The 26,318-nt window shown below is 34.4% G+C and carries 20 protein-coding genes; 12 read left to right on the forward strand and 8 right to left on the reverse strand.

Going from position 1 to position 26,318, the window contains the following annotated elements; genetic code table 11:
* The first annotated feature begins 124 nt into the window (after positions 1–124).
* The 3 genes from ileS (at position 125) to ACFO5O_RS12245 (ending at position 4,670) form a co-directional block, all read left to right on the forward strand.
* Positions 125–3,529: an isoleucine--tRNA ligase gene (ileS, locus tag ACFO5O_RS12235; RefSeq protein ID WP_387964174.1), complete on the forward strand. Its 3,405-nt coding sequence runs from the start codon at positions 125–127 to the stop codon at positions 3,527–3,529.
* 4 nt (positions 3,530–3,533) lie between these two features.
* Positions 3,534–3,917, forward strand: coding sequence for a TraR/DksA family transcriptional regulator (locus ACFO5O_RS12240; RefSeq protein WP_144725250.1), 384 nt, complete (start codon positions 3,534–3,536; stop codon positions 3,915–3,917).
* Positions 3,918–4,004: 87 nt separating this feature from the next.
* A complete protein-coding gene (locus tag ACFO5O_RS12245; protein ID WP_387964177.1) occupies positions 4,005–4,670 on the forward strand; it encodes a lipoprotein signal peptidase in 666 nt (221 codons plus the stop codon).
* On the opposite strand, the gene ACFO5O_RS12250 is transcribed toward ACFO5O_RS12245, so the two are convergent.
* The 4 genes from ACFO5O_RS12250 to ACFO5O_RS12265 are packed head-to-tail and all read right to left on the reverse strand — an operon-like array spanning position 4,652 to position 7,483.
* Positions 4,652–5,221, reverse strand: coding sequence for a 5-formyltetrahydrofolate cyclo-ligase (locus ACFO5O_RS12250; protein WP_387964179.1), 570 nt, complete (start codon positions 5,219–5,221; stop codon positions 4,652–4,654). The two genes, ACFO5O_RS12245 and ACFO5O_RS12250, sit on opposite strands and share 19 nt — an antisense overlap.
* Positions 5,218–6,189: a succinylglutamate desuccinylase/aspartoacylase family protein gene (locus ACFO5O_RS12255; protein WP_387964181.1), complete on the reverse strand. Its 972-nt coding sequence runs from the start codon at positions 6,187–6,189 to the stop codon at positions 5,218–5,220. The genes ACFO5O_RS12250 and ACFO5O_RS12255 overlap by 4 nt, the downstream gene beginning before the upstream one ends.
* The gene (rimK, locus tag ACFO5O_RS12260) at positions 6,186–7,061 is read right to left on the reverse strand and encodes a 30S ribosomal protein S6--L-glutamate ligase (protein WP_387964183.1); all 876 of its coding nucleotides are present in this window, start codon (positions 7,059–7,061) and stop codon (positions 6,186–6,188) included. The genes ACFO5O_RS12255 and rimK overlap by 4 nt, the downstream gene beginning before the upstream one ends.
* Positions 7,058–7,483, reverse strand: coding sequence for an ATP-dependent zinc protease family protein (locus ACFO5O_RS12265; protein ID WP_387964185.1), 426 nt, complete (start codon positions 7,481–7,483; stop codon positions 7,058–7,060). Before ACFO5O_RS12265 ends, rimK begins: the two co-directional genes overlap by 4 nt.
* 106 nt (positions 7,484–7,589) lie before the next feature.
* Here ACFO5O_RS12265 and uvrC point away from each other — a divergent pair, with 106 nt between their 5' ends.
* The 9 genes from uvrC to ACFO5O_RS12310 all read left to right on the forward strand — a co-directional run bounded on the left by uvrC (position 7,590) and on the right by ACFO5O_RS12310 (position 22,620).
* Positions 7,590–9,383 carry an excinuclease ABC subunit UvrC gene (gene uvrC / locus ACFO5O_RS12270; RefSeq protein ID WP_387964187.1) on the forward strand — a complete coding sequence of 598 codons (1,794 nt, stop codon included), beginning with the start codon at positions 7,590–7,592 and terminating at the stop codon, positions 9,381–9,383.
* Positions 9,380–11,620 (forward strand): patatin-like phospholipase family protein, encoded by a 2,241-nt coding sequence (locus tag ACFO5O_RS12275; RefSeq protein WP_387964189.1) that lies wholly within the window; start codon positions 9,380–9,382, stop codon positions 11,618–11,620. Before uvrC ends, ACFO5O_RS12275 begins: the two co-directional genes overlap by 4 nt.
* 205 nt (positions 11,621–11,825) lie before the next feature.
* Complete coding sequence (locus tag ACFO5O_RS12280; RefSeq protein ID WP_387964191.1) at positions 11,826–12,983, forward strand: homogentisate 1,2-dioxygenase; 1,158 nt, start codon at positions 11,826–11,828, stop codon at positions 12,981–12,983.
* A gap of 135 nt (positions 12,984–13,118) precedes the next feature.
* Positions 13,119–14,279, forward strand: coding sequence for a 4-hydroxyphenylpyruvate dioxygenase (gene hppD, locus ACFO5O_RS12285; RefSeq protein ID WP_387964193.1), 1,161 nt, complete (start codon positions 13,119–13,121; stop codon positions 14,277–14,279).
* Positions 14,280–14,581: 302 nt separating this feature from the next.
* Positions 14,582–15,349, forward strand: coding sequence for a DUF3108 domain-containing protein (locus ACFO5O_RS12290; RefSeq protein ID WP_387965129.1), 768 nt, complete (start codon positions 14,582–14,584; stop codon positions 15,347–15,349).
* A gap of 6 nt (positions 15,350–15,355) precedes the next feature.
* Positions 15,356–16,288: a tryptophan 2,3-dioxygenase family protein gene (locus ACFO5O_RS12295; RefSeq protein WP_387964195.1), complete on the forward strand. Its 933-nt coding sequence runs from the start codon at positions 15,356–15,358 to the stop codon at positions 16,286–16,288.
* A 22-nt stretch (positions 16,289–16,310) separates the two neighbouring features.
* The gene (locus ACFO5O_RS12300) at positions 16,311–17,600 is read left to right on the forward strand and encodes a M23 family metallopeptidase (RefSeq protein ID WP_387964197.1); all 1,290 of its coding nucleotides are present in this window, start codon (positions 16,311–16,313) and stop codon (positions 17,598–17,600) included.
* On the forward strand, positions 17,600–19,222 hold the full coding sequence (gene pgi / locus ACFO5O_RS12305; protein WP_387964199.1) for a glucose-6-phosphate isomerase: 1,623 nt from the start codon (positions 17,600–17,602) through the stop codon (positions 19,220–19,222). The genes ACFO5O_RS12300 and pgi overlap by 1 nt, the downstream gene beginning before the upstream one ends.
* Positions 19,223–19,383: 161 nt before the next feature.
* Positions 19,384–22,620: a TonB-dependent receptor gene (locus ACFO5O_RS12310; RefSeq protein WP_387964201.1), complete on the forward strand. Its 3,237-nt coding sequence runs from the start codon at positions 19,384–19,386 to the stop codon at positions 22,618–22,620.
* 84 nt (positions 22,621–22,704) lie between these two features.
* Here the strand turns inward: ACFO5O_RS12310 and gldD are convergent, their stop codons facing one another.
* The 4 genes from gldD to mutY form a co-directional block, all read right to left on the reverse strand.
* Complete coding sequence (gene gldD, locus ACFO5O_RS12315; protein ID WP_465253852.1) at positions 22,705–23,286, reverse strand: gliding motility lipoprotein GldD; 582 nt, start codon at positions 23,284–23,286, stop codon at positions 22,705–22,707.
* Positions 23,287–23,312: 26 nt separating this feature from the next.
* Complete coding sequence (locus ACFO5O_RS12320) at positions 23,313–24,620, reverse strand: gliding motility-associated protein GldE (RefSeq protein WP_387964205.1); 1,308 nt, start codon at positions 24,618–24,620, stop codon at positions 23,313–23,315.
* 21 nt (positions 24,621–24,641) lie between these two features.
* Positions 24,642–25,088 carry a single-stranded DNA-binding protein gene (locus ACFO5O_RS12325; RefSeq protein ID WP_387964207.1) on the reverse strand — a complete coding sequence of 149 codons (447 nt, stop codon included), beginning with the start codon at positions 25,086–25,088 and terminating at the stop codon, positions 24,642–24,644.
* A 75-nt stretch (positions 25,089–25,163) separates the two neighbouring features.
* A complete protein-coding gene (mutY, locus tag ACFO5O_RS12330; protein ID WP_387964209.1) occupies positions 25,164–26,210 on the reverse strand; it encodes an A/G-specific adenine glycosylase in 1,047 nt (348 codons plus the stop codon).
* Positions 26,211–26,318 lie beyond the last annotated feature (108 nt).

A 26,318-nucleotide genomic window follows, 5' to 3' on the forward strand; every position in this document is an offset into this window, starting at 1 on the left:
GTTCTTATTATTTGAATTAGTCTGAAAAAAGCCAAAACTCTCATTTTGGCTTTTTTTATGGTTTTATGATTCATCATTTAAGGATAAATTCTTAATTTCGCACTCTTATTTGAAAACACAAACAATGAGTGCTAAATTCCCTGAATATAAAGGACTTGACTTACCAAAAGTAGCAGAAGAAATTCTTCACTATTGGCAAGAACAAAATATCTTTGAAAAAAGTGTGACCACTAGAGAAGGAAAACAGCCTTTTGTGTTTTTTGAAGGGCCACCATCTGCCAATGGGTTACCAGGTGTTCATCATGTCTTGGCAAGGGCTATTAAAGACATTTTTCCACGTTATAAAACTATGAAAGGATTCCAAGTAAAGCGTAAAGCCGGCTGGGATACTCATGGATTACCAATTGAATTAGGTGTTGAAAAAGAGTTAGGAATTACAAAGGAAGATATAGGTAAAACAATTTCAGTTGAAGATTATAATGCAGCCTGCCGTAAAGCCGTAATGCGCTATACAGACGTATGGAATGATCTTACTCAAAAAATGGGCTATTGGGTTGATATGGATGATCCATACATTACCTATGAGCCAAAATATATGGAATCGGTTTGGTGGTTATTAAAACAGATTTATAATAAGAGTTTATTATATAAAGGGTATACCATTCAGCCTTATTCGCCAAAAGCAGGAACAGGCTTAAGTTCGCACGAACTCAATCAGCCAGGAACATATCAAGATGTAACAGATACCACAGTTGTAGCACAGTTTAAAGCCAACAAAAATTCGTTGCCAGACTTTTTAAAAGATGAAGGCGATATTTATTTCTTGGCTTGGACGACCACACCTTGGACCTTGCCAAGTAATACCGCATTAACTGTTGGACCTAAAATTGATTATGTTTTAGTAGAAACCTATAATCAATATACGTTTGAACCCATAAATGTAGTTTTAGCTAAACCTTTAGTGAATAATCAGTTTGATGGAAAGTTTAAAAAGGTTGAAACAAAGCCTGAATTATTAAAGTATACCTCTGGTGATAAAAAGATTCCGTTTTATGTTGTAAAGGAATTTAAAGGAAAAGATTTAGTAGGCATCACTTACGAACAATTATTACCTTACGTTTTACCTAACGACAATCCAGAAAATGCGTTTAGAGTAATCTCTGGTGATTTCGTAACCACTGAAGATGGTACGGGAATTGTCCATACAGCACCTACATTTGGAGCCGATGATGCTATGGTGGCTAAACAGGCCACGCCAGAAGTCCCGCCAATGTTGGTAAAAGACGAAAACGGAAATTTAGTACCGCTAGTAGATTTACAAGGACGTTTTAGACCAGAAATGGGTGAATTTGCTGGAAAGTACGTAAAGAACGAATATTACAATGAAGGTGAAGCACCAGAACGTTCGGTTGATGTAGAGTTAGCAATTAAGTTAAAAGAAGAAAACAAAGCCTTTAAGGTTGAAAAATACAAACACAGTTACCCAAATTGTTGGAGAACCGATAAGCCAATTCTCTATTATCCTTTAGATTCTTGGTTTATTAAAGTGACCGATATAAAGGATCGTATGTTTGAACTTAACGAAACCATTAACTGGAAGCCAAAAGCAACTGGTACGGGTCGTTTTGGTAACTGGTTGGCAAATGCCAACGATTGGAATTTATCGCGATCACGCTATTGGGGCATTCCATTGCCAATTTGGAGAACCGAAGATGGCAAGGAAGAAATCTGTATTGGATCGGTTGAAGAACTGAAAAATGAGATGGCCAAAGCTGTGTCGGCTGGTGTGCTTTCAAAAGCTATTTTTGAGGATTTCGAAATTGGTAACAATTCTGAAGAAAACTACGCAAAAATTGATTTACACAAAAACATTGTGGATGAGATTGTGTTAGTTTCAGCTTCAGGAAAACCAATGAAACGAGAGGCCGACTTAATTGACGTATGGTTCGATTCTGGTTCTATGCCTTATGCGCAATGGCATTATCCATTTGAAAATAAAGAAAAAATAGATAATAATGAGTCTTTCCCGGCCGATTTTATAGCCGAAGGTGTTGACCAAACTCGTGGTTGGTTCTATACACTTCATGCTATTGGTACTATGGTGTTTGATTCGGTGGCTTACAAAAACGTCGTGTCAAATGGTCTAGTTTTGGATAAAAACGGACAAAAAATGTCCAAACGTTTAGGTAACGCAACTGACCCGTTTGAAACCTTATCGACTTACGGTGCAGATGCCACTCGTTGGTATATGATCATGAATGCCAATCCTTGGGATAACCTAAAGTTTGACGTTGAAGGTATAGAAGAAGTTAAACGTAAGTTTTTTGGTACGCTATACAATACCTATTCATTCTTTACACTATATACCAATCTTGACAATTTTAAATATTCTGAAGTTGATTTGCCTTTAGAAAAAAGACCAGAAATTGATAGATGGATTCTTTCAGAGCTTCATACACTCATCCAAAAAGTTGATGAGTATTATGCAGAATATGAACCGACAAAGGCAGCTAGAGCTATTTCAGATTTCACACAAGATTATTTAAGTAACTGGTACGTGAGATTGAGCAGAAGACGTTTTTGGAAAGGGGACTATCAACAAGATAAAATTTCGGCTTACCAAACGCTATACACATGTTTGGTCACGGTTGCCAAGTTAGGAGCTCCAATTGCACCATTCTTCATGGATCGTTTATATTTAGATTTGAATGCAGTTACCAAAAAAGAAGGTTTTGACAGCGTACATTTAGCCGAGTTCCCTAAATATGATAGCGCGTATGTAGATAAAGTTCTTGAGCGCAAAATGGAAAGTGCTCAAACAATATCCTCTTTGGTATTGTCGTTAAGAGCTAAAGAAAAGATAAAAGTGCGTCAACCACTACAAAAAATCATGATTCCTGTTGATAGTAAGCAACAAAAGGAAGAGATTTTAGCCGTGGCCGATTTGATAAAACATGAGGTGAATGTAAAACATGTTGAGGTTAAGGAAGACGCTTCAGAAATCTTGGTAAAGCAAATAAAACCAAATTTTAAGGCCCTAGGTCCTAGATTTGGACAAGACATGAAAGCTATAGCCCAAACCATTACTAATTTTACAGCAGACGATATTAAAAAAATCGAACAAAATGGTGTTTTTGATGTTGAAATTAATGGAAAAAGTATTACTTTAGAACGCTCTGATGTAGAAATTACATCACAAGATATTGAAGGTTGGCTAGTTGCAAATGAAGGTGCATTAACGGTAGCTTTAGATGTGACTTTAACCGAAGATTTAAAGAAAGAGGGGATTGCAAGAGAACTGGTAAATAGAATCCAAAATTTGCGTAAGGATTCAGGCTTTGAATTAACCGATAGGATTGCAGTACAATTTCAAAAAGACGAACAAATTATTAACGCGATAAACAAAAATTTAGAGTATATTAAAACGGAAACGTTAACAGAAGATTTAGAGATTATAGAACATTTAACAAATGGTATAGAAATAGCTTTTGATGATGTAAATACCAAATTGTTTATTCAAAAAATATAAGATTATGGGAGTAGAGGCAAACATTAGATATTCTGATAAAGATTTAGCAGAATTTAAAGCACTTATACAGGAAAAAATAGAAAAGGCATATCATGATTTAGAGTTAATTAAGAGTGCATATATGAATGACCTTAACAATGGCACTGATGATACATCACCTACATTTAAAGCTTTTGAAGAAGGAAGTGAGACTATGAGTAAAGAAGCCAACTCACAGTTGGCCATTAGACAGGAAAAGTTTATAAGAGATTTGAAGAATGCCCTTATTAGAATCGAAAATAAAACCTATGGCGTTTGTCGCGTTACTGGAAAATTGATCAATAAAGATCGATTGAAATTAGTGCCACATGCAACACTTAGCATTGAAGCTAAAAACATGCAACAATAAACAGTCCCGTGTTGAGGGAAAATCTAAAATAATAATAGAACGTCTTGCTACGGCAGGACGTTTTCTTTTAAAAAAGTAAGCTCTTAAATGTCCTTAAAAAAAGCTTCATTTATAATTATCCTGATATTACTTATCGATCAATTAAGTAAAATTTACATCAAAACGCATTTTGCATTAGGTGACCGAACTATCGTTTTTAATTGGTTTCAAATTGCATTTGTAGAGAATGATGGCATGGCTTGGGGTACCAAATTGAGTGATTTTATTCCTTTTATTTCTGAAGAAACCGCGAAGCTTTGCTTAACCTTATTTAGAATTATTGCTGTTTTTGGTATTGGGTATTGGTTGCTGTCATCTATTAAAAAGCAGGCATCAAAAACCTTGATAATCGCTGTTTCATTGATTTTTGCTGGAGCCCTTGGTAATATTATTGATTCTGTTTTTTATGGGGTTTTATTTAATGACAGTTATAGTCAAGTAGCAACATTTTTACCAGCAGAAGGAGGCTACGGAAGTTTATTTCATGGTAAAGTTGTGGACATGTTGCATTTTCCCATTTGGAAAGGGGTAATGCCAGACTGGATTCCGTTCTTTGGAGGTAAGTTTTTTACGTTTTTCGAACCCGTATTTAATGTTGCAGATGTGGCCATAAGTACAGGCATTGGCATATTGGTGCTGTTTAATAAAAAAGCGTTTAATGAAAATGAACCTATAAAGGAACATAACGCCGCTAATTATGAAGCAAACGTGTAAATAGAATTTGGAGTAACACAATAGTCCAGTTTTACATCTGCTTCATGAACATCATCTATAGGTTTTTCAGGATAAAAAAATGATAGCCCGATTTTAAGGGTATCAGGTTTACACTGCGATAAAAATCTGTCATAATACCCTTTGCCATAACCTACACGATGGCCATTTTCGTCAAAAGCCAGAAGGGGCACAAACACAACATCAATAGTATTTGAAGCGATTTCAATGCCATCTATAGGTTGTGGAATATTGAGTTTGTTTTTTTTGATTGTTGTGTTATCGGTAAGTAGATAACTTTTCAAAGTATCGGTTTTTGGATCAATTTTAGGGACAACAATGTTCTTATCCTTTCCTGAAAGAATATTTAAAATATATTCTGTATTGATTTCTTTTTGTTCAATAATAGAGAGGAAAATATGGTAAAAATCACCTTCCCAAATTGTAAGACTCAATAATTGATTGGCGATTTTAAGACTTAAGTCTTCAGCATCTTTTTCGCTTAACGTGTTTCGTTTAGACTTATATAAATTTCGCAATTCTAATTTGGTCATTTCAATTTAGATGTAATATGAAACAGCGCATCACCCTGATAAACTATGGGAGATTCATTGACGTTAATAATATAGCCTCCCTGAAGCGCTTTTACCGGATGGTTAAATTTTCCATAAGGGTCGGTAATGGTTCCTAAAACTTCGCCTCTGATCACTTTTGTACCAATTTTAATTGAAGCTCTAAACATTCCTGAAAAATTAGCGCGTTGCCAACGACTTGTGTTAATAAAAACTGGCTTAGAGGCTGGTTTTGAAGCTTTAAATCTAGGATTGAGCATGCCTAAATTATGAAGAATTCGTTTCACGCCATTTAAGGCAATGGTGGTTACATGTTTGTCTATATGAAATGATTTTCCACCTTCAAATAATAAAATGGGCTTGCCAAGCTTGTTACAAGTACTTCTAAATGTCTTTTTGATGTCTTTTGAAAATAAAACGAAAGGAGCTCCAAAAACTGTCGCAAGATTTTCCAATTCTTTATTGTTTTCTGTAATTCGAATTTGAGGCGCATTAAATCGTCCAGCACCGCCGGTATGAAAATCGATTATAAAATCAACTTCCTTGACAACTTCGTTAACAAGTTTATAGGCGACTCTACTTGCCAAAGAACCTTTTTTGAGTCCAGGGAATACGCGATTTAAATCCCTTCCATCAGGGAATTCTCGTTTTAAGTTGATGAACCCAAAAATATTAATAACGGGAATACAAATTATGGTACCACACTTTGGTTTGTTCATACCCGAAGCAATAATTTGTCGAATAATTTCTACGCCATTAACCTCGTCTCCATGAATGCCTGCCGTAAGTAATACAATTGGGCCTGGTTTGATTGAGCGTTCAATTATTACAGGGACATCAACACTTGAAGATGTATGTAAATTAGCCACATCAAAACGAGCTTCATAACTTTCGCCTGTTTTAATAGCCTTACCAAGAATGGTTATAACTTTTTTGTGGACCTGATTCATTTATGATTTTTTTCAATATAGGTAATAATGGCTCTGGCAATATTTTTGCCTGTTGCGGTTTCTATCCCTTCAAGTCCAGGGGTAGAATTGACCTCTAATAACAATGGTCCTCTGGCAGATTGAAGCATATCCACACCACAAACAGGAAGTTTCAGCACTTTAGCCGCATTCATGGCCAATCTAATTTCTGCTTCGTTTAATTTAATGATATTGGCGCTTCCGCCTCTATGTAAATTCGATCGGAATTCTCCATCTTTACCTTGACGTTTCATAGCTCCTACCACTTGGCCATCTACCATAAGCACTCTAATATCGGCGCCTTTAGCTTCTTTTATAAATTCTTGAACAATTACTCGAGCTTCTAAACCATTAAAAGCCTCCAATACCGACTCCGCCGCATTTTTTGTTTCGGCTAAAACCACACCCAATCCTTGAGTGCCTTCTAAAAGTTTAATAATTACAGGGACGCCGCCTACATGTTCAATGACCTCTTCAACATCACGAGAATAATTAGTAAAAACGGTTTTAGGCATACCAATTCCAGCTTTACTTAAGCGTTGTAAACTTTTTAATTTATCTCTTGAGCGTAAAATAGCGTCTGATGTGGCAATACTAAACACATTCATCATTTCAAATTGGCGAACAACTGCACAACCATAAAACGTGATTGAGGCTCCAATCCTTGGAATAATGGCATCAACATAATCTAAATAGCGATCTTTATAATATATAGTAGGCTTTTCCTTTTCAATAATGATATCACATTTTAAGGGGTCTATGACTTCAATTTTGTGATTACGTTTTCGCCCTTCTTCAATGAGACGTTGGGTTGAATATAAACCAGAGTTTCTTGATAATATAACTATGTTCATGCTTGCTTGTAATTATAGGATTGATTTTCTAGATCGACATCGACCATAAACTTTTTACTCAAAAACTGTCGACCAATCAAGACTGGAAACTTCATATCATCCCTTGTGCTTAAAGTTAAGTTAATCCTATAGGTTTTACCAAAGAAAATGACTTCCGATTTTATTTTAAACCTATTTTCCTTAAATCCATTGCTGCTTTTCACATCGGTACGCGAATAATTTTCAAATATAATATTCTCGCTTTTAAAATTGGGATGACCTTTGCTACTAAAAGTGCATCTTAAGGTATTATTCTCTTCTATTATTTCAGAGCAGTGAATTGCAGAAGTATAAGCGCCAGTATCAATTTTAACATCAACATTAAAAAGGTTTAACTTTGGAAAATCTACTTTGTCAACCCTTCCAATTATTTTCTTTGTCATTTTTTTAATTTAAAAAGTTGTGCAAGGTACGGATAAAGTTAAGCCAAAAAATATGTTTTTTATTTAAATTTAATATTATAAAAATTGAATTGATACCTTTGAATCAATGCAAAATCCTACATTGGACATACAATTACAAACCCTTCCGCACCAGCCTGGAGTCTATCAATATTTTGATGTCGATGGTAAATTATTGTATGTTGGAAAGGCCAAAGACTTAAAAAAAAGAGTAAGTTCTTACTTTACCAAGCAACACGATTATGGAAAAACAAAAGTACTTGTAAAAAAAATACATACTATCAAGCATATTGTTGTTGACACCGAAACAGATGCGCTTTTGCTTGAGAATAATCTTATTAAAAAGTATCAACCCCGTTATAATGTATTGCTTAAAGATGACAAATCATATCCGTGGATTTGCATAAAAAACGAACGATTTCCAAGAGTGTTTTCAACCCGGCGTGTTTTTAAAGATGGATCTGAATATTTTGGGCCATACACTAGTATGAAAACGGTATCCACCCTATTAGATCTAATCAAAGGGTTGTTTCAACTGCGAACGTGTAATTATGATTTATCCAAAGAAAAAATTGATGCAGGGAAATATAAAGTGTGTTTGGAATATCATTTAGGGAATTGCCAAGGCCCTTGTGAAGGGCATCAAACTGAAATTAGTTACCATGATAATGTTAAAGCTATAAGGGAAATTCTAAAAGGAAATTTTAAAGATTCGCTGTCGCAGTTTAAAGTGCAAATGAAACAAATGGCGGTCGACATGCAGTTTGAGGAAGCCCAAAAAATAAAGGAGAAAATAGACATTTTAGAAAATTACCAGTCAAAATCTACAATTGTAAATCCAAAAATTAGTAATGTCGATGTATTTACCATTATTAGTGACGAAAGCTACGGGTATGTCAATTTTTTACAGTTGTCATTTGGTTCTATTATTAGATCACATACTTTAGAAATAAAGAAAAAGTTAGAAGAATCTGATAAGGAGTTATTGGAACTGGCTATAACCGAAATTAGACAACGATTTCATTCTAAATCAAAAGAAATTTATGTGCCTTTCAGGGTAAATCTCGGTGATGAGATTAAGATTACGATTCCAAAATTAGGAGATAAAAAACGTATTTTGGAACTTTCTGAACGTAATGCTAAATATTATCGAATGGAACGGTTTAAACAGGTGAAAATCATAGATCCTGACCGACACACCAATCGAATTATGGCTCAAATGAAGGCTGATTTGCGACTAAAAACCGAGCCTCGACATATTGAGTGTTTTGATAATTCTAACATACAGGGGACAAATCCGGTTGCAGCATGTGTGGTATTTAAAAACGGAAAACCCAGTAAAAAAGATTATCGCCATTTTAATATTAAAACCGTTGAAGGCCCTGACGATTTTGCTTCTATGGAAGAAGTAGTTCATAGACGTTATAGACGATTACTAGACGAAGGTCTCCCTTTACCACAACTCATTATCATAGACGGTGGTAAAGGTCAATTGTCTTCAGCATTGAAGAGTTTAGATGCACTAAATTTAAGAGGAAAAATAGCGATTATAGGAATTGCCAAACGTTTAGAAGAATTATTCTATCCAGATGATCCAATTCCATTATATTTAGATAAAAAAAGTGAAACTTTAAAAATTATTCAACAATTGCGAAATGAAGCGCATCGTTTCGGGATTGAACACCATCGAAATAGAAGGAGCAAAGGTGCTTTGACTACCGAATTGGAAACCATCTCTGGAGTTGGTGAACAAACAGTTGTGGCACTTATGAAAGAATTTAAATCGGTTAAACGTATTTCAAAGGCAACATTTGATGACCTTGAGGCTGTTATTGGTTCAGCAAAGGCAAAAAAAATTATAGAGTATTATCAAAATAAATGAAGCGACTATTCTTCATAATATTTATATATATTGGATTTGGATTCCAAACACATGCGCAATTAGACCAACCTAATGACTCATTAAAAGTTGGTTTAGTGCTAAGTGGTGGTGGTGCCAAAGGATTTGCGCATATTGGAGTTTTAAAAGTTATAGATAGTCTAGGCATTAAAGTAGATTATGTGGCAGGGACAAGCATGGGCGCCATTATTGGAGGCCTTTATGCTTCGGGATATTCGGGTAAACAATTGGATTCTATTTTTAGGTCCATAAATTTTGACGATGTCATTAGCGATAATTTACCACGAGAAGCCAAAACCTTTTATGAACGTGACAATTCAGAGCGCTATGCCATTACATTGCCATTCGACAAGTTTAAACTGAAATTGCCTTCAGCCTTGTCTGGCGGACAAAATGTGTATAATTTATTGACCAAACTCACTTTGCACGTTAGCGAGATCGATGATTTTAATAAGTTGCCCATACCCTTTTTCTGTATAGCAACAAATATAGAAACAGGAGAAGAGGTTTTTCTAGATAAAGGAAATTTGGCCCAAGCAATTACCGCCAGTGGGGCATTCCCATCACTTTTTAGGCCTGTAATTATTGGTGACAAAATACTCATAGATGGAGGCGTGACTAATAATTATCCTATAGATGAGCTTAAAGCTAAAGGCCTCCAAAAAATTATTGGGGTTGATGTACAGGATACTCTAGTGGGTAGAAAAGAATTGGCTTCTGCACCAGATATTTTACTTCAAATTAACAATTATCGTACAATTAACGATATGCGTAAAAAGGCTAAGCAAACAGATATTTATATTAAGCCGAATATTAAGGAGTTTTCTGTAATATCGTTTAGCGAAGGTCGAAAAATTGTTGAAAGCGGGGAAATTGCGGCATTGAGAAAAGTAGAGCAATTAAAGACCTTATCATTACCAAAACCAAGAAACTTTAATAATAAAGTTAAAATTGAGCCTCAAGATAGTATTATCATCAATAAAATTGTTCTTAATGGGAATAAACACTACACAAAAGCATACATATTAGGTAAACTAAAATTAAAAAATGCTGCTAAAGTGAGTTATGACGAGTTTAGTAAAGGCGTAAATAATTTAATTGCGACCAATAATTTTGACTCATTTCAATATGAGTTTAAAAAATCTAATGATAGTGTGGGGTATGATTTAATTGCCTATGTTGCTGAAAATGAAATCACAACATTTTTAAAACTTGGCTTGCATTACGATGAACTCTATAAGAGCGCAGCCCTTGTGAATTTTACAAAGAAACGTTTGTTTTTTGATAATGACCTAGCATCTTTAGATATAATTCTAGGAGACAATGTGCGCTATAATTTTGATTATTTTATTGATAAGGGATTTTATTGGAGTATAGGTGTAAGATCTAGATTTAATCAATTTCATAAAAATGTCACTGCAAGCCTGCTTTTAGATGAGGATGACCCTGCATTACCAGCCTTAAATAAAATTGATGTGGAATTGCAAGATCAAACCAACCAGTTTTATTTGCAAACCCTTTTTAGAAAGGACTTTGCCTTAAGTTTAGGGGTTGAACATAAACGATTAAATATAACTTCTGAAACCATTATAAACTCTGACCAAAGAGATGAAATAGTTTTTGAAAACACAGATTATATTAGTCTGTTCGGTACTTTAAAACTAGACACTTACAGTAGTAAAGCATTTCCTAAACGAGGTTTTTATTTTAATGGGGATTTCCATCTATATCTTCACGCCTCGAGCTTTAATAAAGGCTTTTCCCAATTCTCAATTGCAAAAGCCGATATTGGTTACGCTTTTAGTTTTTCAGACAAATTTTCTGTTAATATTCAGTCGCAGGGTGGTTTTAAAGTTGGCGATGATTCTACAAATTCGCTCAATTTTGCATTGGGCGGGTATGCGAATAATTTCATCAATAATTTTACGTCATTTTATGGTTATGATTACATTGCTCTTACCGGTAATAGTTTTGTAAAAGGGACTTTAAGTTTTGACTATGAACTTTTTAAAAAGCATCATATAACAGCCGCTGCTAATTACTCAAATGTAGAGGATAATATTTTTGAAACTGGCGAATGGATTACAGCCCCAGATTACAGTGGTTATGCATTGGGATATGCCATTGAAACATTTTTAGGCCCTGTTCAGGCTCAATATTCATGGTCTCCAGAAACTAAAAAGAGCATTTGGTTTTTCAATATTGGGTTTTGGTTTTAAAAAGTCCTAAAATTTTTACGATATTTGTACCATATGAAAGCGATTTGGAACGACTTACTTCTTCATCTCCAATTTCTTATCAAGAGAAATCCTGAATAAGCAGGCATATTTGTATCTTTATAAATAGTTATCAAATTTTCAATATATTTTGATACATGAGTTTAGTTGAATAAACTTTTAAATTCTAACTTTTTAATTACAGAAAATGCCTTTTTATCATACATTAGGAAAAATACCACCTAAACGTCATACACAGTTTAGAAAACCAGACGGTACTTTATATGCCGAACAATTATTTGGTACAATTGGTTTTGATGGGATGTCAACCAATTCCTATCACGAGCAACGACCTACACAGGTCAAACAAATTATTAAACAGTATAGTGTTGCTCCCAAGATTGCAAAATCAAATAATATACAATCATATAGGTTTAAGGGTTTTCAAGTCAAGCCAGAAAACGATTATTTGCAAAGTAGGTCAACGGTTTTAATAAATTCAGATTGTGCAATTCAATTAGCAGCACCAAAACAGTCAACTGCAAATTATTTTTATAAAAACACAGATGCCGATGAACTCATATTTGTACATAAAGGCTCTGGCAAATTGCGTACACATCTTGGAAACCTTGATTTTAAGTATGGCGATTATTTGTTGGTGCCTAGAGGCATTATTTACAAAATAGATTTTGATACGCAAGATAACAGGTTGTTTATAGTAGAGTCGCGTCGCCCAATTTATACGCCAAAGCGCTATCGCAACTGGTTTGGACAATTGTTGGAGCACTCTCCTTATTGCGAGCGTGATATTAGAAGGCCCCAAGAATTGGAAACTTATAATGAGTCTGGTGATTTTTTAATCAAGGTGAAAAAACAAGACGAAATCATTGAAATGGTATATGCTTCACATCCTTTTGATGTAATTGGATACGATGGTTATAATTACCCCTACGCATTTTCTATTCATGACTTTGAACCCATTACAGGTCGTATACATCAACCGCCACCAGTGCACCAAACTTTTGAAACCGATGCTTTTGTAGTATGTAGTTTTGTGCCTAGGTTATACGATTATCACCCTTTATCTATACCTGCGCCATATAATCACAGTAATATCGATAGCGATGAGGTTTTATATTATGTTGATGGTGATTTTATGAGTAGGAATGATGTAGCAGCGGGTCATATTTCACTGCATCCAGCAGGGATTCCTCATGGGCCACATCCTGGAGCAACTGAACGTAGTATTGGGAAAACCAAAACCGATGAGTTAGCGGTTATGGTCGATACATTTAAACCTTTAATGGTAACTGAAGATGCCATGAAAATAGCTGACGAAGATTATCACACATCTTGGTTGGAGTAATAGTGTAGATTTAAAACAAAGAAAAATTAAATAAACCTGAAGATAAAAATAGCAGAGTTTCAAAAAGGACGTTGAATTCTTAAATAATTAATTGGTCTTTTCTCTCTATTCTAACTTCTATATGCTTTTAAAACAATGAGTAAAGAAATAACATCAGTAAACTACGGTTTAGAAAAAATATTTGAAGGTGCAGAAGACTTTCTGCCACTTTTAGGAACAGATTATGTTGAATTTTATGTAGGAAACGCCAAACAGGCGGCACATTTCTATAAAACCGCTTTTGGATTTCAATCCTTCGCTTATAAAGGGCTAGAAACTGGCTCCAAAGAAGAAGTAAGTTATGTATTAAAACAAGACAAGATTCGGTTAGTACTAACTACACCATTAAATAGTAAATCGCCTATCAATGACCACATCGTTAAGCATGGAGATGGCGTAAAAGTTGTAGCGCTTTGGGTAGATGATGCTAGAAGTGCTTATGAAGAAACCACCAAGCGAGGAGCGAAATCATATATGGAGCCCAAAGTTGAAAAAGATGAGCATGGTGAAATTGTAAGAGCTGGTATTTACACCTATGGTGAAACGGTTCATATGTTTGTTGAGCGTAAAAATTACAATGGTAAATTTATGCCAGGTTTTGTGGAGTGGAAATCAGATTACAACCCAGAACCAGTAGGTTTGAAATTTATTGACCATATGGTAGGAAATGTAGGTTGGGGCGAAATGAATACTTGGGTAAAATGGTATGAAGACGTAATGGGGTTTGTTAACTTTTTGTCGTTTGACGATAAGCAAATTCATACTGAATACTCGGCGCTAATGAGTAAAGTGATGAGTAATGGTAATGGACGTATAAAATTTCCAATCAACGAACCTGCCGAAGGTAAAAAACGTTCTCAAATTGAGGAATATCTAGATTTTTATGAAGGACCAGGAGTTCAGCATATTGCCGTAGCTACAGACGATATTATAACAACGGTATCTCAATTAAGATCGAGGGGTGTAGAATTCTTATCAACGCCACCTGAAGAATACTATAGGGCAGTCCCAGGACGATTGGAAGAGTATAGTCACCAATTGAGGGAAGATATCGAAACCCTCAAAGGGCTAGGTATTATGATTGACGCTGATGAAGAAGGCTATCTCCTTCAAATATTCACAAAACCAGTGGAGGATAGACCAACGCTCTTTTTTGAAATTATACAAAGAATGGGTGCAAAAGGATTTGGAGCAGGCAACTTTAAAGCGCTTTTTGAATCCATAGAAAGAGAACAAGAGAAGCGAGGCACACTTTAATTTAAAGTCCGTTTTTATGATCAAAAAGACCTGTTAGATTCTAGAACTTAACAGGTCTTTTTGTTCTTAAATTCTAACATAACTATAACATCTTATCAAATACGGGTTGTTATAAATTTTATACTTTTGGAACAGTAATTGTAATTCAAGTAATTGAACAATAAAATGTCATTTAAAAAGTTACATTTGCAATTATATTAAACATGAAACGTCGATTAAAATATCTAATATTGAATCTAATGCCCCATAAGATGTTTAGTGTATTCTTTAAATTCAAGAATAACCTACACTTAAAAGCGCTAATGCTGCTATTGGCATTTTTCTTGATAACAAATTTAACTTTGGCCCAACAAAATCAAGCCTTTAAAGACGGTGAATGGTTTAAGTTTGAAATGAGTTATAGTGGTTTTCTAAAAGCAGGAAATGCAACTTTAGAAGTAAAGGAAACATTATATAAAGGAAAACCGGTTTACCATGTTGTTGGTAAAGGTTGGACAACAGGTGCCATAAAATGGTTCTTTAAGGTGAAAGACAGGTACGAAAGTTACTTTGATAAGTATACGGGGTTGCCATACAAATCTATAAGGCAAATTGATGAAGGTGGTCATACCAAAGATATAGAGATTGAATTTGACCATAATGATAAAAAGGCCTATGTCAATAATAAAAAACATAATACTCATGGGATATATGCCACCGAAAAAGATGTTCAAGATATGGTGTCGGCATTTTATTATTTACGAAATAATTATGATACACGTTCAATTAAAGAAGGCGATGTAGTTTCTTTAAACATGTTTTTTGACGAAGAAAATTTCAAATTCCGTCTTAAATTTTTGGGACGTGAAACTATAAAAACAGAGTTTGGAAAAGTAAATGCGTTGATGTTTCGACCTTACGTAATGGCTGGCCGCGTATTTAAAGAGCAAGAGAGTTTGACACTTTGGGTAAGCGCCGATGAGAATAAGATCCCTTTAAAAATTAAGGCTGACTTGGCTGTTGGCTCTTTAAGAGCTGATTTAGAAGCTTTTAAAGGATTAAAACATCCATTTCCAATTATATTTGACTAATATATTATGACCAACCCACAAGATTTTGACCCTATAATTAAAGCCCTTCAAGAAAAGTATGCTGCAATAGACCAAGACACAGATGATCATCTTCTAGGTTTGCTTTACAGTAAACCAATTACTTATTGGGATTATATTCAAACAGATGCGTTACTGAACTTACAGATACAACGTACTACTTTGCCTGATGAAATGGTGTTTATTGCTTATCATCAAATCAATGAGCTTATATTTAAAATGATTCTCTGGGAAATTAGGCAGGTTGCAGAAAAGACAATATTGAATGTTGAATTTTTTGAGTCTAAAATCATGCGTATCAGCAGGTATTTCGACATGTTAACGACCTCTTTCAATATCATGAGAGAAGGTATGGAGTCTGAACAATATATGAAGTTTAGGTACACCTTGACCCCGGCAAGCGGATTTCAAAGTGCACAATATCGACTCATTGAATTTGCTTCTACAGAATTAATTAATCTAATAGATTACAGATTTAGGCATAATATTGATAGAAATACACCATTTGAGCACGCATTTGAGCATTTATATTGGCAAGCGGCAGGAAAAGATTACAAAACGGGCAAAAAATCAACACTTTTGATTAATTTTGAAAATCGGTATAAGGATGAATTTATACGTTTTATGGAAACGTACAATACTAAAAACTTATGGACTCGTTTTAAGGAGTTGCCAGTAAATGATCAAAAAGACCCTGATTTAGTTAAGGCTATGAGGCATTATGACTATACAGTTAACGTGACTTGGGTAATGGCGCATTATAACACAGCCAAACATTATATTGAAAGCGGAATGGGAGATGGCGAAGCAACAGGAGGAAGTGATTGGAAAAAATATATGCATCCAAAATACCAGAGACGCATATTTTTCCCAGAGCTTTGGTCAGAAGAAGAATTGAACAATTGGGGAGAAAATATTTAAAATTGAAATAAGTTATAAATTAATGCAATCAAAAAAATTATTAATAGCACTATTTGTATGTATTAGTCTTTCATCATGTAAAGAAAAAACAGAAAGAGACGATTTAGAACCATTACAAACCTACGTTGAACCTAAAGATGTTTATGAATTTGGTTTTAAGCTCAATGATTACATCGTAAAGCGTGATACCATTAGAAAAGGGGATAGTTTTGGCGTAATTATGGAACGTAATAATGTTGGGTATCCCAAAATTTTTCATATTGCCGAAAAAGCTAAAGAAAGCTTCAATATTCGAAATCTGCAAGTAGGGAAACCATATACCTTATTGTGTGCTAAAGACTCTTTACAAACGCCAAAATGTTTCATTTATCAACCAAGCATGGAAGAGTACGTGGTACTCAATTTTCAAGACTCAATACATGCTTACACCAGTAAAAAGCCAATTACCTATGTAGAAAAGTCGGCTACAGGTGTTATTGATAGTAATATTTCAGAAACCTTAGAGCAACTTGGCTTAAGTCCAAGGTTGGCCTATAAAATGGCCGACGAAATTTATGCATGGACCATAGATTTTAGAAGGCTTCAAAAGGGCGATCGCTTTAAGGTGATTTATACAGATAAGTACATCGATGACACCATTTACACAGGTGTTCATAATATTAAAGCGGCATATTTTGAACATAAAAATGAACCCTTCTACGCTTTTCAATTTGAAACAGACTCAATTAAACATATAAGAGACTATTTTAATGAAGAAGCTAAAAATTTACGCCGAGCATTTTTGAAAATGCCGGTACAATTTAGCCGAATATCATCAAGATATAATTTAAATAGACGAATAGCTTATTATGGTTATAAAGTGAGACCCCATAAAGGGACAGATTTTGCCGCTCCCGTTAATACCCCTATTATGGCAACGGCTAACGGAACAGTAATTGAGTCTGCATATAAGGGAGGAAATGGTAATTATGTTAAAATTAGGCATAATGCCACATACTCTACCCAATATTTGCATATGAGCAAGCGAAAAGTTAAAGTTGGTGATTTTGTGAAGCAAGGCGATATTATAGGTTTAGTGGGGATGACCGGTAATACAGGTGGTCCACATGTGTGTTATAGATTTTGGAAAAATGGAGCTCAAGTTGATCCGTTTAGGGAAAAGTTACCTGAAGCAGAGCCCATTTCAGATGCATTAAAAGGGAAATACTTAAATTATATAGCTCCTATCAAGCTTCAACTTGACAACATCTTATTTGAGGATCAAACTATTGAAATAGCATCTAAAGCAGACTTAATATCAGCAGTAAAATAATGGCATTAAAATCAACCAATCCAACTAAAACAAAATCTTGGCAATTACTACAACATCATTTTGAAGCCATAAAAGATATTCATATTACTGAATATTTTAACCAAAACCCTAATAGGGCTAATGACTTAACACTTAAATGGGAAGATTTTTATGTAGATTTTTCAAAGCATAGAATTACTAAAGAAACTTTAGATTTATTGCTGCAATTAGCTAATGAAGTCGATTTAAAAGACGCTATCTCCAAATACTATAATGGAGATGTCATTAATGAAACCGAAGGACGTGCCGTGCTACACACGGCTTTGAGAGCTCCAGAATCGGCAAAAATTATGGTTGATGGTGTAAATGTAATTCCAGAAATTTATCAGGTTAAGAACAAAATAAAAGCATTTACTAACCAAGTAGTAAATGGACAATTAAAAGGATTTACAGGCAAACCGTTTACTGATGTTGTAAATATTGGAATTGGCGGATCAGATCTTGGTCCTGCAATGGTTGTTGAAGCACTTTCCTTTTATAAAAATCATCTAAAAACTCATTTTGTGAGTAATGTCGATGGTGACCATGTCAATGAAGTGATCAAGAATTTAAACCCTGAAACAACCCTGTTTGTTGTAGTCTCAAAAACCTTTACTACACAAGAAACACTTTCAAATGCGAATACAATTAGACAATGGTTTTTGAAATCAGGGAAGCAAAGTGATGTTGCCAAGCATTTTGTAGCTGTTTCTACTAATATAGAAAAAGTAAAAGAGTTTGGAATTGACGAAAGCAACATTTTCCCGATGTGGAATTGGGTTGGTGGACGCTTTTCGCTTTGGAGTGCCGTTGGTTTGACCATAAGTTTAGCTGTTGGTTACGATCATTTTGATGGGCTTCTTTCGGGCGCAAATAAAATGGATGAGCACTTTAAAACTCAAGCATTCGATAAAAATTTACCTGTAATTACGGCTTTGTTGAGTGTTTGGTATAACAATTTTTTCAATGCTGAAAGTGAAGCGGTAATAGCTTATTCACAATATCTCAACCAGTTTGCTACCTATTTACAACAAGGTATCATGGAAAGTAATGGTAAGAGTGTTGATCGCAGTGGAATCCCAATAAATTACCAAACAGGCACCATTATTTGGGGAGAACCAGGAACAAACTCTCAACATGCTTTTTTTCAATTAATACATCAAGGCACCAAATTAATTCCTGCAGAATTTATTGGATTTGCAAAATCTTTACATGGTAATAAGGATCATCAAGATAAGCTAATGTCAAACTTTTTGGCGCAGACTGAAGCATTGATGACAGGGAAATCAAAAAACGACGTAATAGATGAAGGGTCTTCCAAACATCTCGTGCCATTTAAAGTATTTGAAGGGAACAAACCTACCACTACCATATTAATTGATAAATTAACACCCGAAAGTTTAGGTAAATTGATTGCCCTTTATGAACATAAAATATTTGTTCAAGGTGTGATTTGGAATATTTTTAGCTATGATCAGTTTGGTGTGGAGCTTGGAAAACAGCTCGCAAACACAATTTTATCTGAAATTAATGACAGTTCTGTTGTTAATAATCATGATACATCTACCTCAAACCTATTAAAACACTACAAAAATTTAACATAAATATTGTTAAAAAGTTTTTTAAAACAACAAGGTCTTAACAATGTCTAAAAAGGCTTAAATGCCTAAATTATACTGTTAAAATTGTTAACATTAGCATAATGTAAAATGGTTTATAATGCTTATTTTTGCCAAAACTTTAAACTAATTCTTAATCAATAAATATGAAGAAAATTACTCAATTTTTACTTTTTACAATAGCATTTTTTGCTATAGGTTTAGCATTTGGGCAGGGTACAACTACTTCTGCTATAAATGGTAAAATCACAGATTCTGAAGGACAACCTTTGCCTGGAGCTAACATTGTTGTGGTTCATTTGCCAACCAATACCACCTATGGGGCAGCTAGTGATTTTGATGGATTTTACAGAATTTCTAATATGAGACCAGGAGGTCCATATAAAATTACGATAAGTTTTGTAGGCTATAAGGAATATACCGATGAAGGCTTTAGCTTAACTTTAGGACAAACAACTTCAATTAACAAGCAACTTGTAGAATCTGCGAGTGCTTTAGATGAAGTTGTTATTACTGCAACACGAAATAACGTGTTTGATTCTAATAGAACCGGTGCAGAGACAACCGTAAGTGAAAGGGATTTAACAACAATTCCTTCAGCGTCAAGGTCGATTGCAGATTTTTTAAGAGCAACACCACAAGCGCAATTGTCAGAAGGTAATGATGGTTTTTCAGTTTCTTTGGGAGGTCAAAACAATAGGTTCAACAGTATAAATGTGGATGGAGCGGTAAGTAATGATGTTTTTGGTCTTGCTGGTTCAGGGACTGATGGAGGACAAACAGGTGCCAACCCGTTTTCAATTGATGCTTTAGAACAAATTCAAATTCAGTTAGCACCTTTTGATGTTAAGATTTCTGGATTTACTGGTGGAGCAATTAACGCAATTACGCGTTCTGGATCTAACAATGTTGAAGGATCGGTATATAGCTATTTCAGAAATGAGAGTTTAGCAGGCAAAACACCTACCGCTTTAATAAATGATGGTGATTCAAGAGAAAAATTAAATGACTTTACGGCCCTTACCTATGGCGCCAGAGTTGGATTGCCAATTGTAAAAGACAAATTGTTTTTATTTGTCAACTATGAAAAACAGGACAATGAAACACCACAGCCTTTTAATTTAAGTAATTATGGAGGTGATTCATCAGCATCTGATATTGAAGCATTGAGACAGTTTTTGATTTCCAATTACGGGTATGACCCAGGTGTTTATGATAATAATGCATCTACTTTAGAAAACAATCTTGTTACCGCTAAATTGGATTGGAATATTAATCAAAATCACAGTTTGTCATTGACACATAGATTACAAGATATTAAAAACCTTGAAGCAAGAACGTCTAATTCGAGGTCTATTGAATTTCTAAATGGATCAGAGTACTTTGCGAATAAAACTAATGCGACAACTTTGCAATGGAACTCATCTTATGGTAATAAGTTTGCAAATAGTATGATCGTAAGTTATAAAATAGTAAGAGATGACAGAGACCCTAGTGGAGATCCGTTTCCAACTGTTGAATTACAGGATGGGGACGGACAGATTGTTTTTGGATCTGAACCTTTTTCTACAGCTAACTTATTAGATCAGGATGTTTTCACCTTTACCAATAATTTTGAAATTTATAAAGGAAGACATACAATAACATTAGGGACTCACAATGAGTATTCGAAAATTAAAAACTTATTTTTCGCTTTTAACTATGGTTTTTATGAGTTTAACAATAGTGGAGGTACAACTGGAGTGAATCGATTTTTGGCAGGCCAAACTTCTAGTTTTTATCAACATGGATATTCTTTAGTAGGAAATGGTACTGTTGGTGACGAATCTGCAGGTGCTTCAGAGTTTGATGTGCTTCAGGTTGGGTTCTATGCTCAAGATGAAGTAAATATGACAGACAATTTTAAATTAACCGCAGGAATTCGTTTTGATATTCCTTATTGGTCTGATGGCCCTGTTAATGATGATTTTAATAACAGAACCATTCCGTTATTGGAAGCAGCAGGAAAAGACCTTCAGGGAGCACGTGTTGGTAGAGGTGTTAGTCCATCCGTACATGTTTCTCCAAGAATAGGTTTCAATTGGGATGTTAATGGCGATAAAACTACACAAGTTAGAGGTGGTCTTGGAATTTTTACTTCTAGGTTGCCTTTGGTGTGGCCAGGAGCTATTTATAATAATAATGGTGTAACAGGTGGATTTACTCTTGGATTTGGAGGAACACCTTTTGAGGCTGATGTTAACAATCAGTTTGAGGACGTTACCCCAGGATCTGGCGGAACAGGAGGACAAGTTGATCTGTTTGCTTCCAACTTTAAGTTGCCACAACGATTCAAAGTGAACGTTGCTGTTGATCAAAAATTACCATTATGGGGCTTAATAGTTAGTGCCGATGTAATTTGGAACGATAACATTACCGACATTTATTATCAGAATCTAAACCTTAAAGGCCCTGTTGGTTTTTTAAATGGCGCAGATAATAGACCGTTCTATAATAGAGGAGATCGTATTGATCGTGCCTATCAAGGAATTTATTTAGCTACTAACACTGGTGGTGGAAATTCTTGGAATGGTGCCTTAACAATTAGAAAGCCTTATGAAAATGGTTTTGCTGGCCAGGTATCCTATTCTTATGGAGAGTCAAATGCCATATTTGACGGTACATCTTCTCAAAATAGTTCTCAATGGAGAAATCAACAGACTGTAAATGGTAAGAACTCTAATTTGCCAGTGTCAAGGTCTGATTTTTCTCAAGGACATAGAATATCGAGTAATATGTCCTATGAAATAAAATGGAACGATAATATTAAAAGCACCATTGGGTTATTTTATAACGGATCACAAGGACAACCATATTCTTATACTTACAGAGATGGCAGAGATTTATTAAATGATGATTCTAGAGATAATGCTTTAATATATGTTCCAGCGAGTGCTGGAGAGATTACTTTAAGAGATAGAACAGGCTCTGCTGCGGGTACAGCAGATGAATGGGCTATACTAAATGATTATATCAATAATGATGATTATTTAAAAACAAGAAGAGGTAAGTATGCAGAGAGAAATGGTTCTAGAGGGCCTTGGAGTCATATCGTAGATTTAAAATTCTTACAAGATATCTCGTTTAATGCTATTAAAAAGACCAATACTTTACAGCTTTCTGTAGATATTTTTAACTTCACTAATTTTTTAAATAAAGATTGGGGAAGACAAACATTTGCTTTTGGAAATACGCAAATCTTACAAACAGAAACAGCAGGTCCAAATCCTGTATTCAGTTTAAGAGAAAGCGCAATAGAGAATGGACCTACACAATATGATGATAGTGGGATTCAAAGTTCTAGATGGCAAATGCAAGTTGGTTTAAGATATACTTTTAACTAACTAAAGGAATCTAATACTAATCACAAGGATAAAAAAGCCTCTTCATTTGAAGAGGCTTTTTTTATTAAGAGCATTTCAATAAAATCAATTCTCTTTCCACTCTATAGTTTCCATAATATGCTTTATATCATTTTTTAAATATACCGCCGCTGGGTATAGTGAATCATAATTTGGCTTTGCATAAAAGTACAAGGACCCATTTAAAAAATGATTTATACTATCAGTAACATAAAATTGAGATTGAGAGGCAGCATTGCCACCAACTTCGTAAAACATCCCAAACACTTTGTGTTCGTTATTAATAAATTTTTGCTCGGCTATCTCATCTGCCTTTATAGTGTGTTTTTGAGTAAGATTTTGAGCATCTTTAATTAACGACAACAAATTGCCATCAACCTTTTTATAAGTTAGATAGATGGTTCCTTTAAGTGAGGGATAATTCACATCAAGTCCATAACTAGAGGAGTCTTTAGTCATTTTTATACTTGTGATGGGGTCAGCAATTACATTTTTATCAAAAGAAAACGGTAAGGGGGTGTTAGTCGTTTTATATTCTGGACTTGGATAATCTAAACGAAGTAAGGCATTGGGTTTAGGTACAGATTCATCACCACATGCTATGCAAATAAACGTTAATACAGATAAAGTTAGTTTTTTCATAAGCATTTTCCATTCATGAAAATGGAAGTGTTTTATTTTAAGATTGTGAATTTCACCTGCTTAATCCTTTTTTTGTCAAAAGCTTCTATGGTAAAAACGTAATTTTTGAAATTTATTTTACTATTTCTTCTTGGAAAAACTCCAGAAACTTCCAAAATAAATCCAGCTATAGTTTCAGCTTCGCCTTTAGCATCTTCAAAAACAGAATCATCTTCTACATTTATAATTTTGTAAAAGTCTTTTAATGGAATTTTACCTTCAAACACATAATTGTTCTCATCAATTTTAGTGTAAATTAAGTCGTCATCGTCAAATTCATCACTAATATCACCAACAATTTCTTCTATAACGTCTTCCAATGACACTATGCCCGAAGTGCCTCCATACTCGTCAACCACAACGGCTAAATGCACTTTTTTATCTTGAAACTCAACCATTAAATCGTCTAGTTTCTTGTTTTCTGGAACAAAAAAGGGCACTCTTAATAAAGTAGTCCAGTCAAATTGCTTTCGATCAATATAAGGTAATAGGTCTTTTACATATAGTACACCTATAACAGTATCGATATTATCTTTATAAACAGGGATTCTTGAATAACCGTTTTCTATAATCTCAGGAATGATTTCACTGTACTTTTGATCAGTACTTAAAGCAAAGATATCAATACGTGGGCGCATAACCTGTTTGGTGTCTGTGTTGCCAAATGAAACAATCCCTTTTAATATTTTGTGTTCTTCTTTGGTGGTGTCACTTTCTGAAGTTAATTCTAACGCTTGGGATAATTGATCAACACTAATATTCGATTTTTGTCTGCCAAGTTTATTATGAATATATAAAGTAAATTGGCGCATGGGTAGGCTCAAAGGTGAAAACAAAACATCAATAACTCGCAATGGGATTGCCATAAAAGCTGAAAACTTTACTCGGTTTCTACTTGCATAGATTTTAGGAATGATTTCACCCATTAAGAGGATAAGAAAAGTGATAAGTACAACCTCTACAATAAATCGTAACCAAAGTACAGTAATGTTGTAAAACATGAACTCACCTAAATAGGCGAATAGGATTACGATACCTATATTGATAAAATTGTTTGCTACTAAAATTGTAGCGAGAAGTTTTTTTGGTCGTTCTAAAAGCTTTGAAATAATTTGAAATGCTTTTGGGTTTTCCTCTAAGCCAGTATCAATATCACTTCTGGTTAATGAGAAAAATGCCACTTCAGCCCCTGAAATTAATGCAGAGCACATAAGAAGTAAAAGCAGTAAGATTATTCCTGAAACTAAAGCAGCGTTTGCTGATATAAAAAATAAAATTAAACTCGCGGGTTCAGGGTCCAAGATTATAAGGTTTGGTTAGACTTAAAATGGTAAATCATCATCATCTTCAACCGTTTCATTTGCCACTTGTGGCGTTGAAGCTTGGTTTTTTGCAGATTGTTGAGTGTTGAAATCGTTGCCTTGTGATTCACTCTTGGTAGTTAAAAAGGTGAAATCGGTACATTGTATTTCAGTAGAATAGCGATCTTGTCCGCTTTCATCTTGCCATTTGCGGGTTTTGATTCGACCTTCAATGTACACACGATCTCCTTTTGTTAAATATTTTTCACAAATTTCGGCGGCCTTATTTCTCACAACTATATTGTGCCATTCTGTATTAGTAACACGCTCATTAGTTTGCTTGTTGGTGTAAGTTTCATTAGTGGCTAATGGAAAACGTCCAATACATCCGCCACCTTCAAAATAGTGCATTTTTACTTCATCTCCTAAATGCCCTATAAGCATCACTTTATTTAAAGTTCCTGACATAATTAGTTTAAAATTTAAATGCAAAATTAACCTTTTGCATTGACATTTTTAAAAGTAATAAAAAAATACGAGTCTTTAAATAGGAAACTTGAATTCGTCAATAAAATTATTGATCAAAACTGGAGTAGGATAATTTTGTAAATCACGATATAAAATTCCCTTTTCGGGAAGTGAATTGACTTCTACAATCCAAAATTTAGTATGCAGATGTTGGTGTGATAATTTATGTACAATATCTGTAGTATTGTACAAACTAAATTCAAACGCGATTCCTTTTAAAATAGATGCAACCTTTGGACTATTTTTAAACTGTTCAGGAGTTAATTCACTTTTAGTTTCCACCAATGGGAATTGATAAAGATTCTTCCAGATGCCATTTCCTGTACGTTTTTGAAACAGGGTTCTCTTATCGGCCGATATAAAAACTAAAAAGTTAAAATATTTGGTGCTGACTTTTGTCTTTTTAAGTTTTAATGGTAAAGTTTCTATTTTACTGTGATGAAGTGCATAACAGCTACCCTTTAAAGGACAAACTGTGCAATCCGGATTTTTCGGTTTGCATTGTCTAGCACCAAACTCCATAATAGCTTGATTGTAATCTCCAGGATTTTTTTTGTCAATAAGCGAAGTAGCCAATGCTTTAAATTCCTTTATGCCACGTGTTGAATTTATAGGTGTATCTATTCCAAAAAACCGGGCTAACACTCTATAAACATTTCCATCAACTACTGCGGTTGGTTCATCATAACAAATAGAAGCTATAGCACTTGCAGTGTAATCACCTACACCTTTTAGTTGCAACAGCTCTTTATAAGTTTTTGGAAACTTCCCATCAAATTCATTAACAATAAAGTTTGCTGTGGTATGTAAATTTCTGGCCCTTGAGTAATATCCTAGACCTTGCCAAAGCTTTAAAACTTCGGTTTCATTTGCATTTGCCAGATCAAAAACAGTTGGATATTCATCGATAAATGCGAGGTAATAGGGGAGCCCTTGGTTTATTTGTGTTTGTTGAAGAATAATTTCTGACAGCCAGACATTATATGGGTTTTTGGTGTTCCGCCATGGGAGATCTCGCTTATATATTGAATACCAATTAGTTAAAGTTTTGCTGAAATTCATTATTTATTTTAATTCGTCACAAAAATAAATCTTTATCCCGTTAAATTTTAATTAATTAGGTTTGAAATATTGAAATTAAAATTCCTATATTTGCATCCCTTATAATTA

This window comes from Geojedonia litorea, from assembly GCF_042654525.1.
In the GTDB taxonomy this organism is placed as follows: Bacteria; Bacteroidota; Bacteroidia; order Flavobacteriales; family Flavobacteriaceae; genus Geojedonia; species Geojedonia litorea.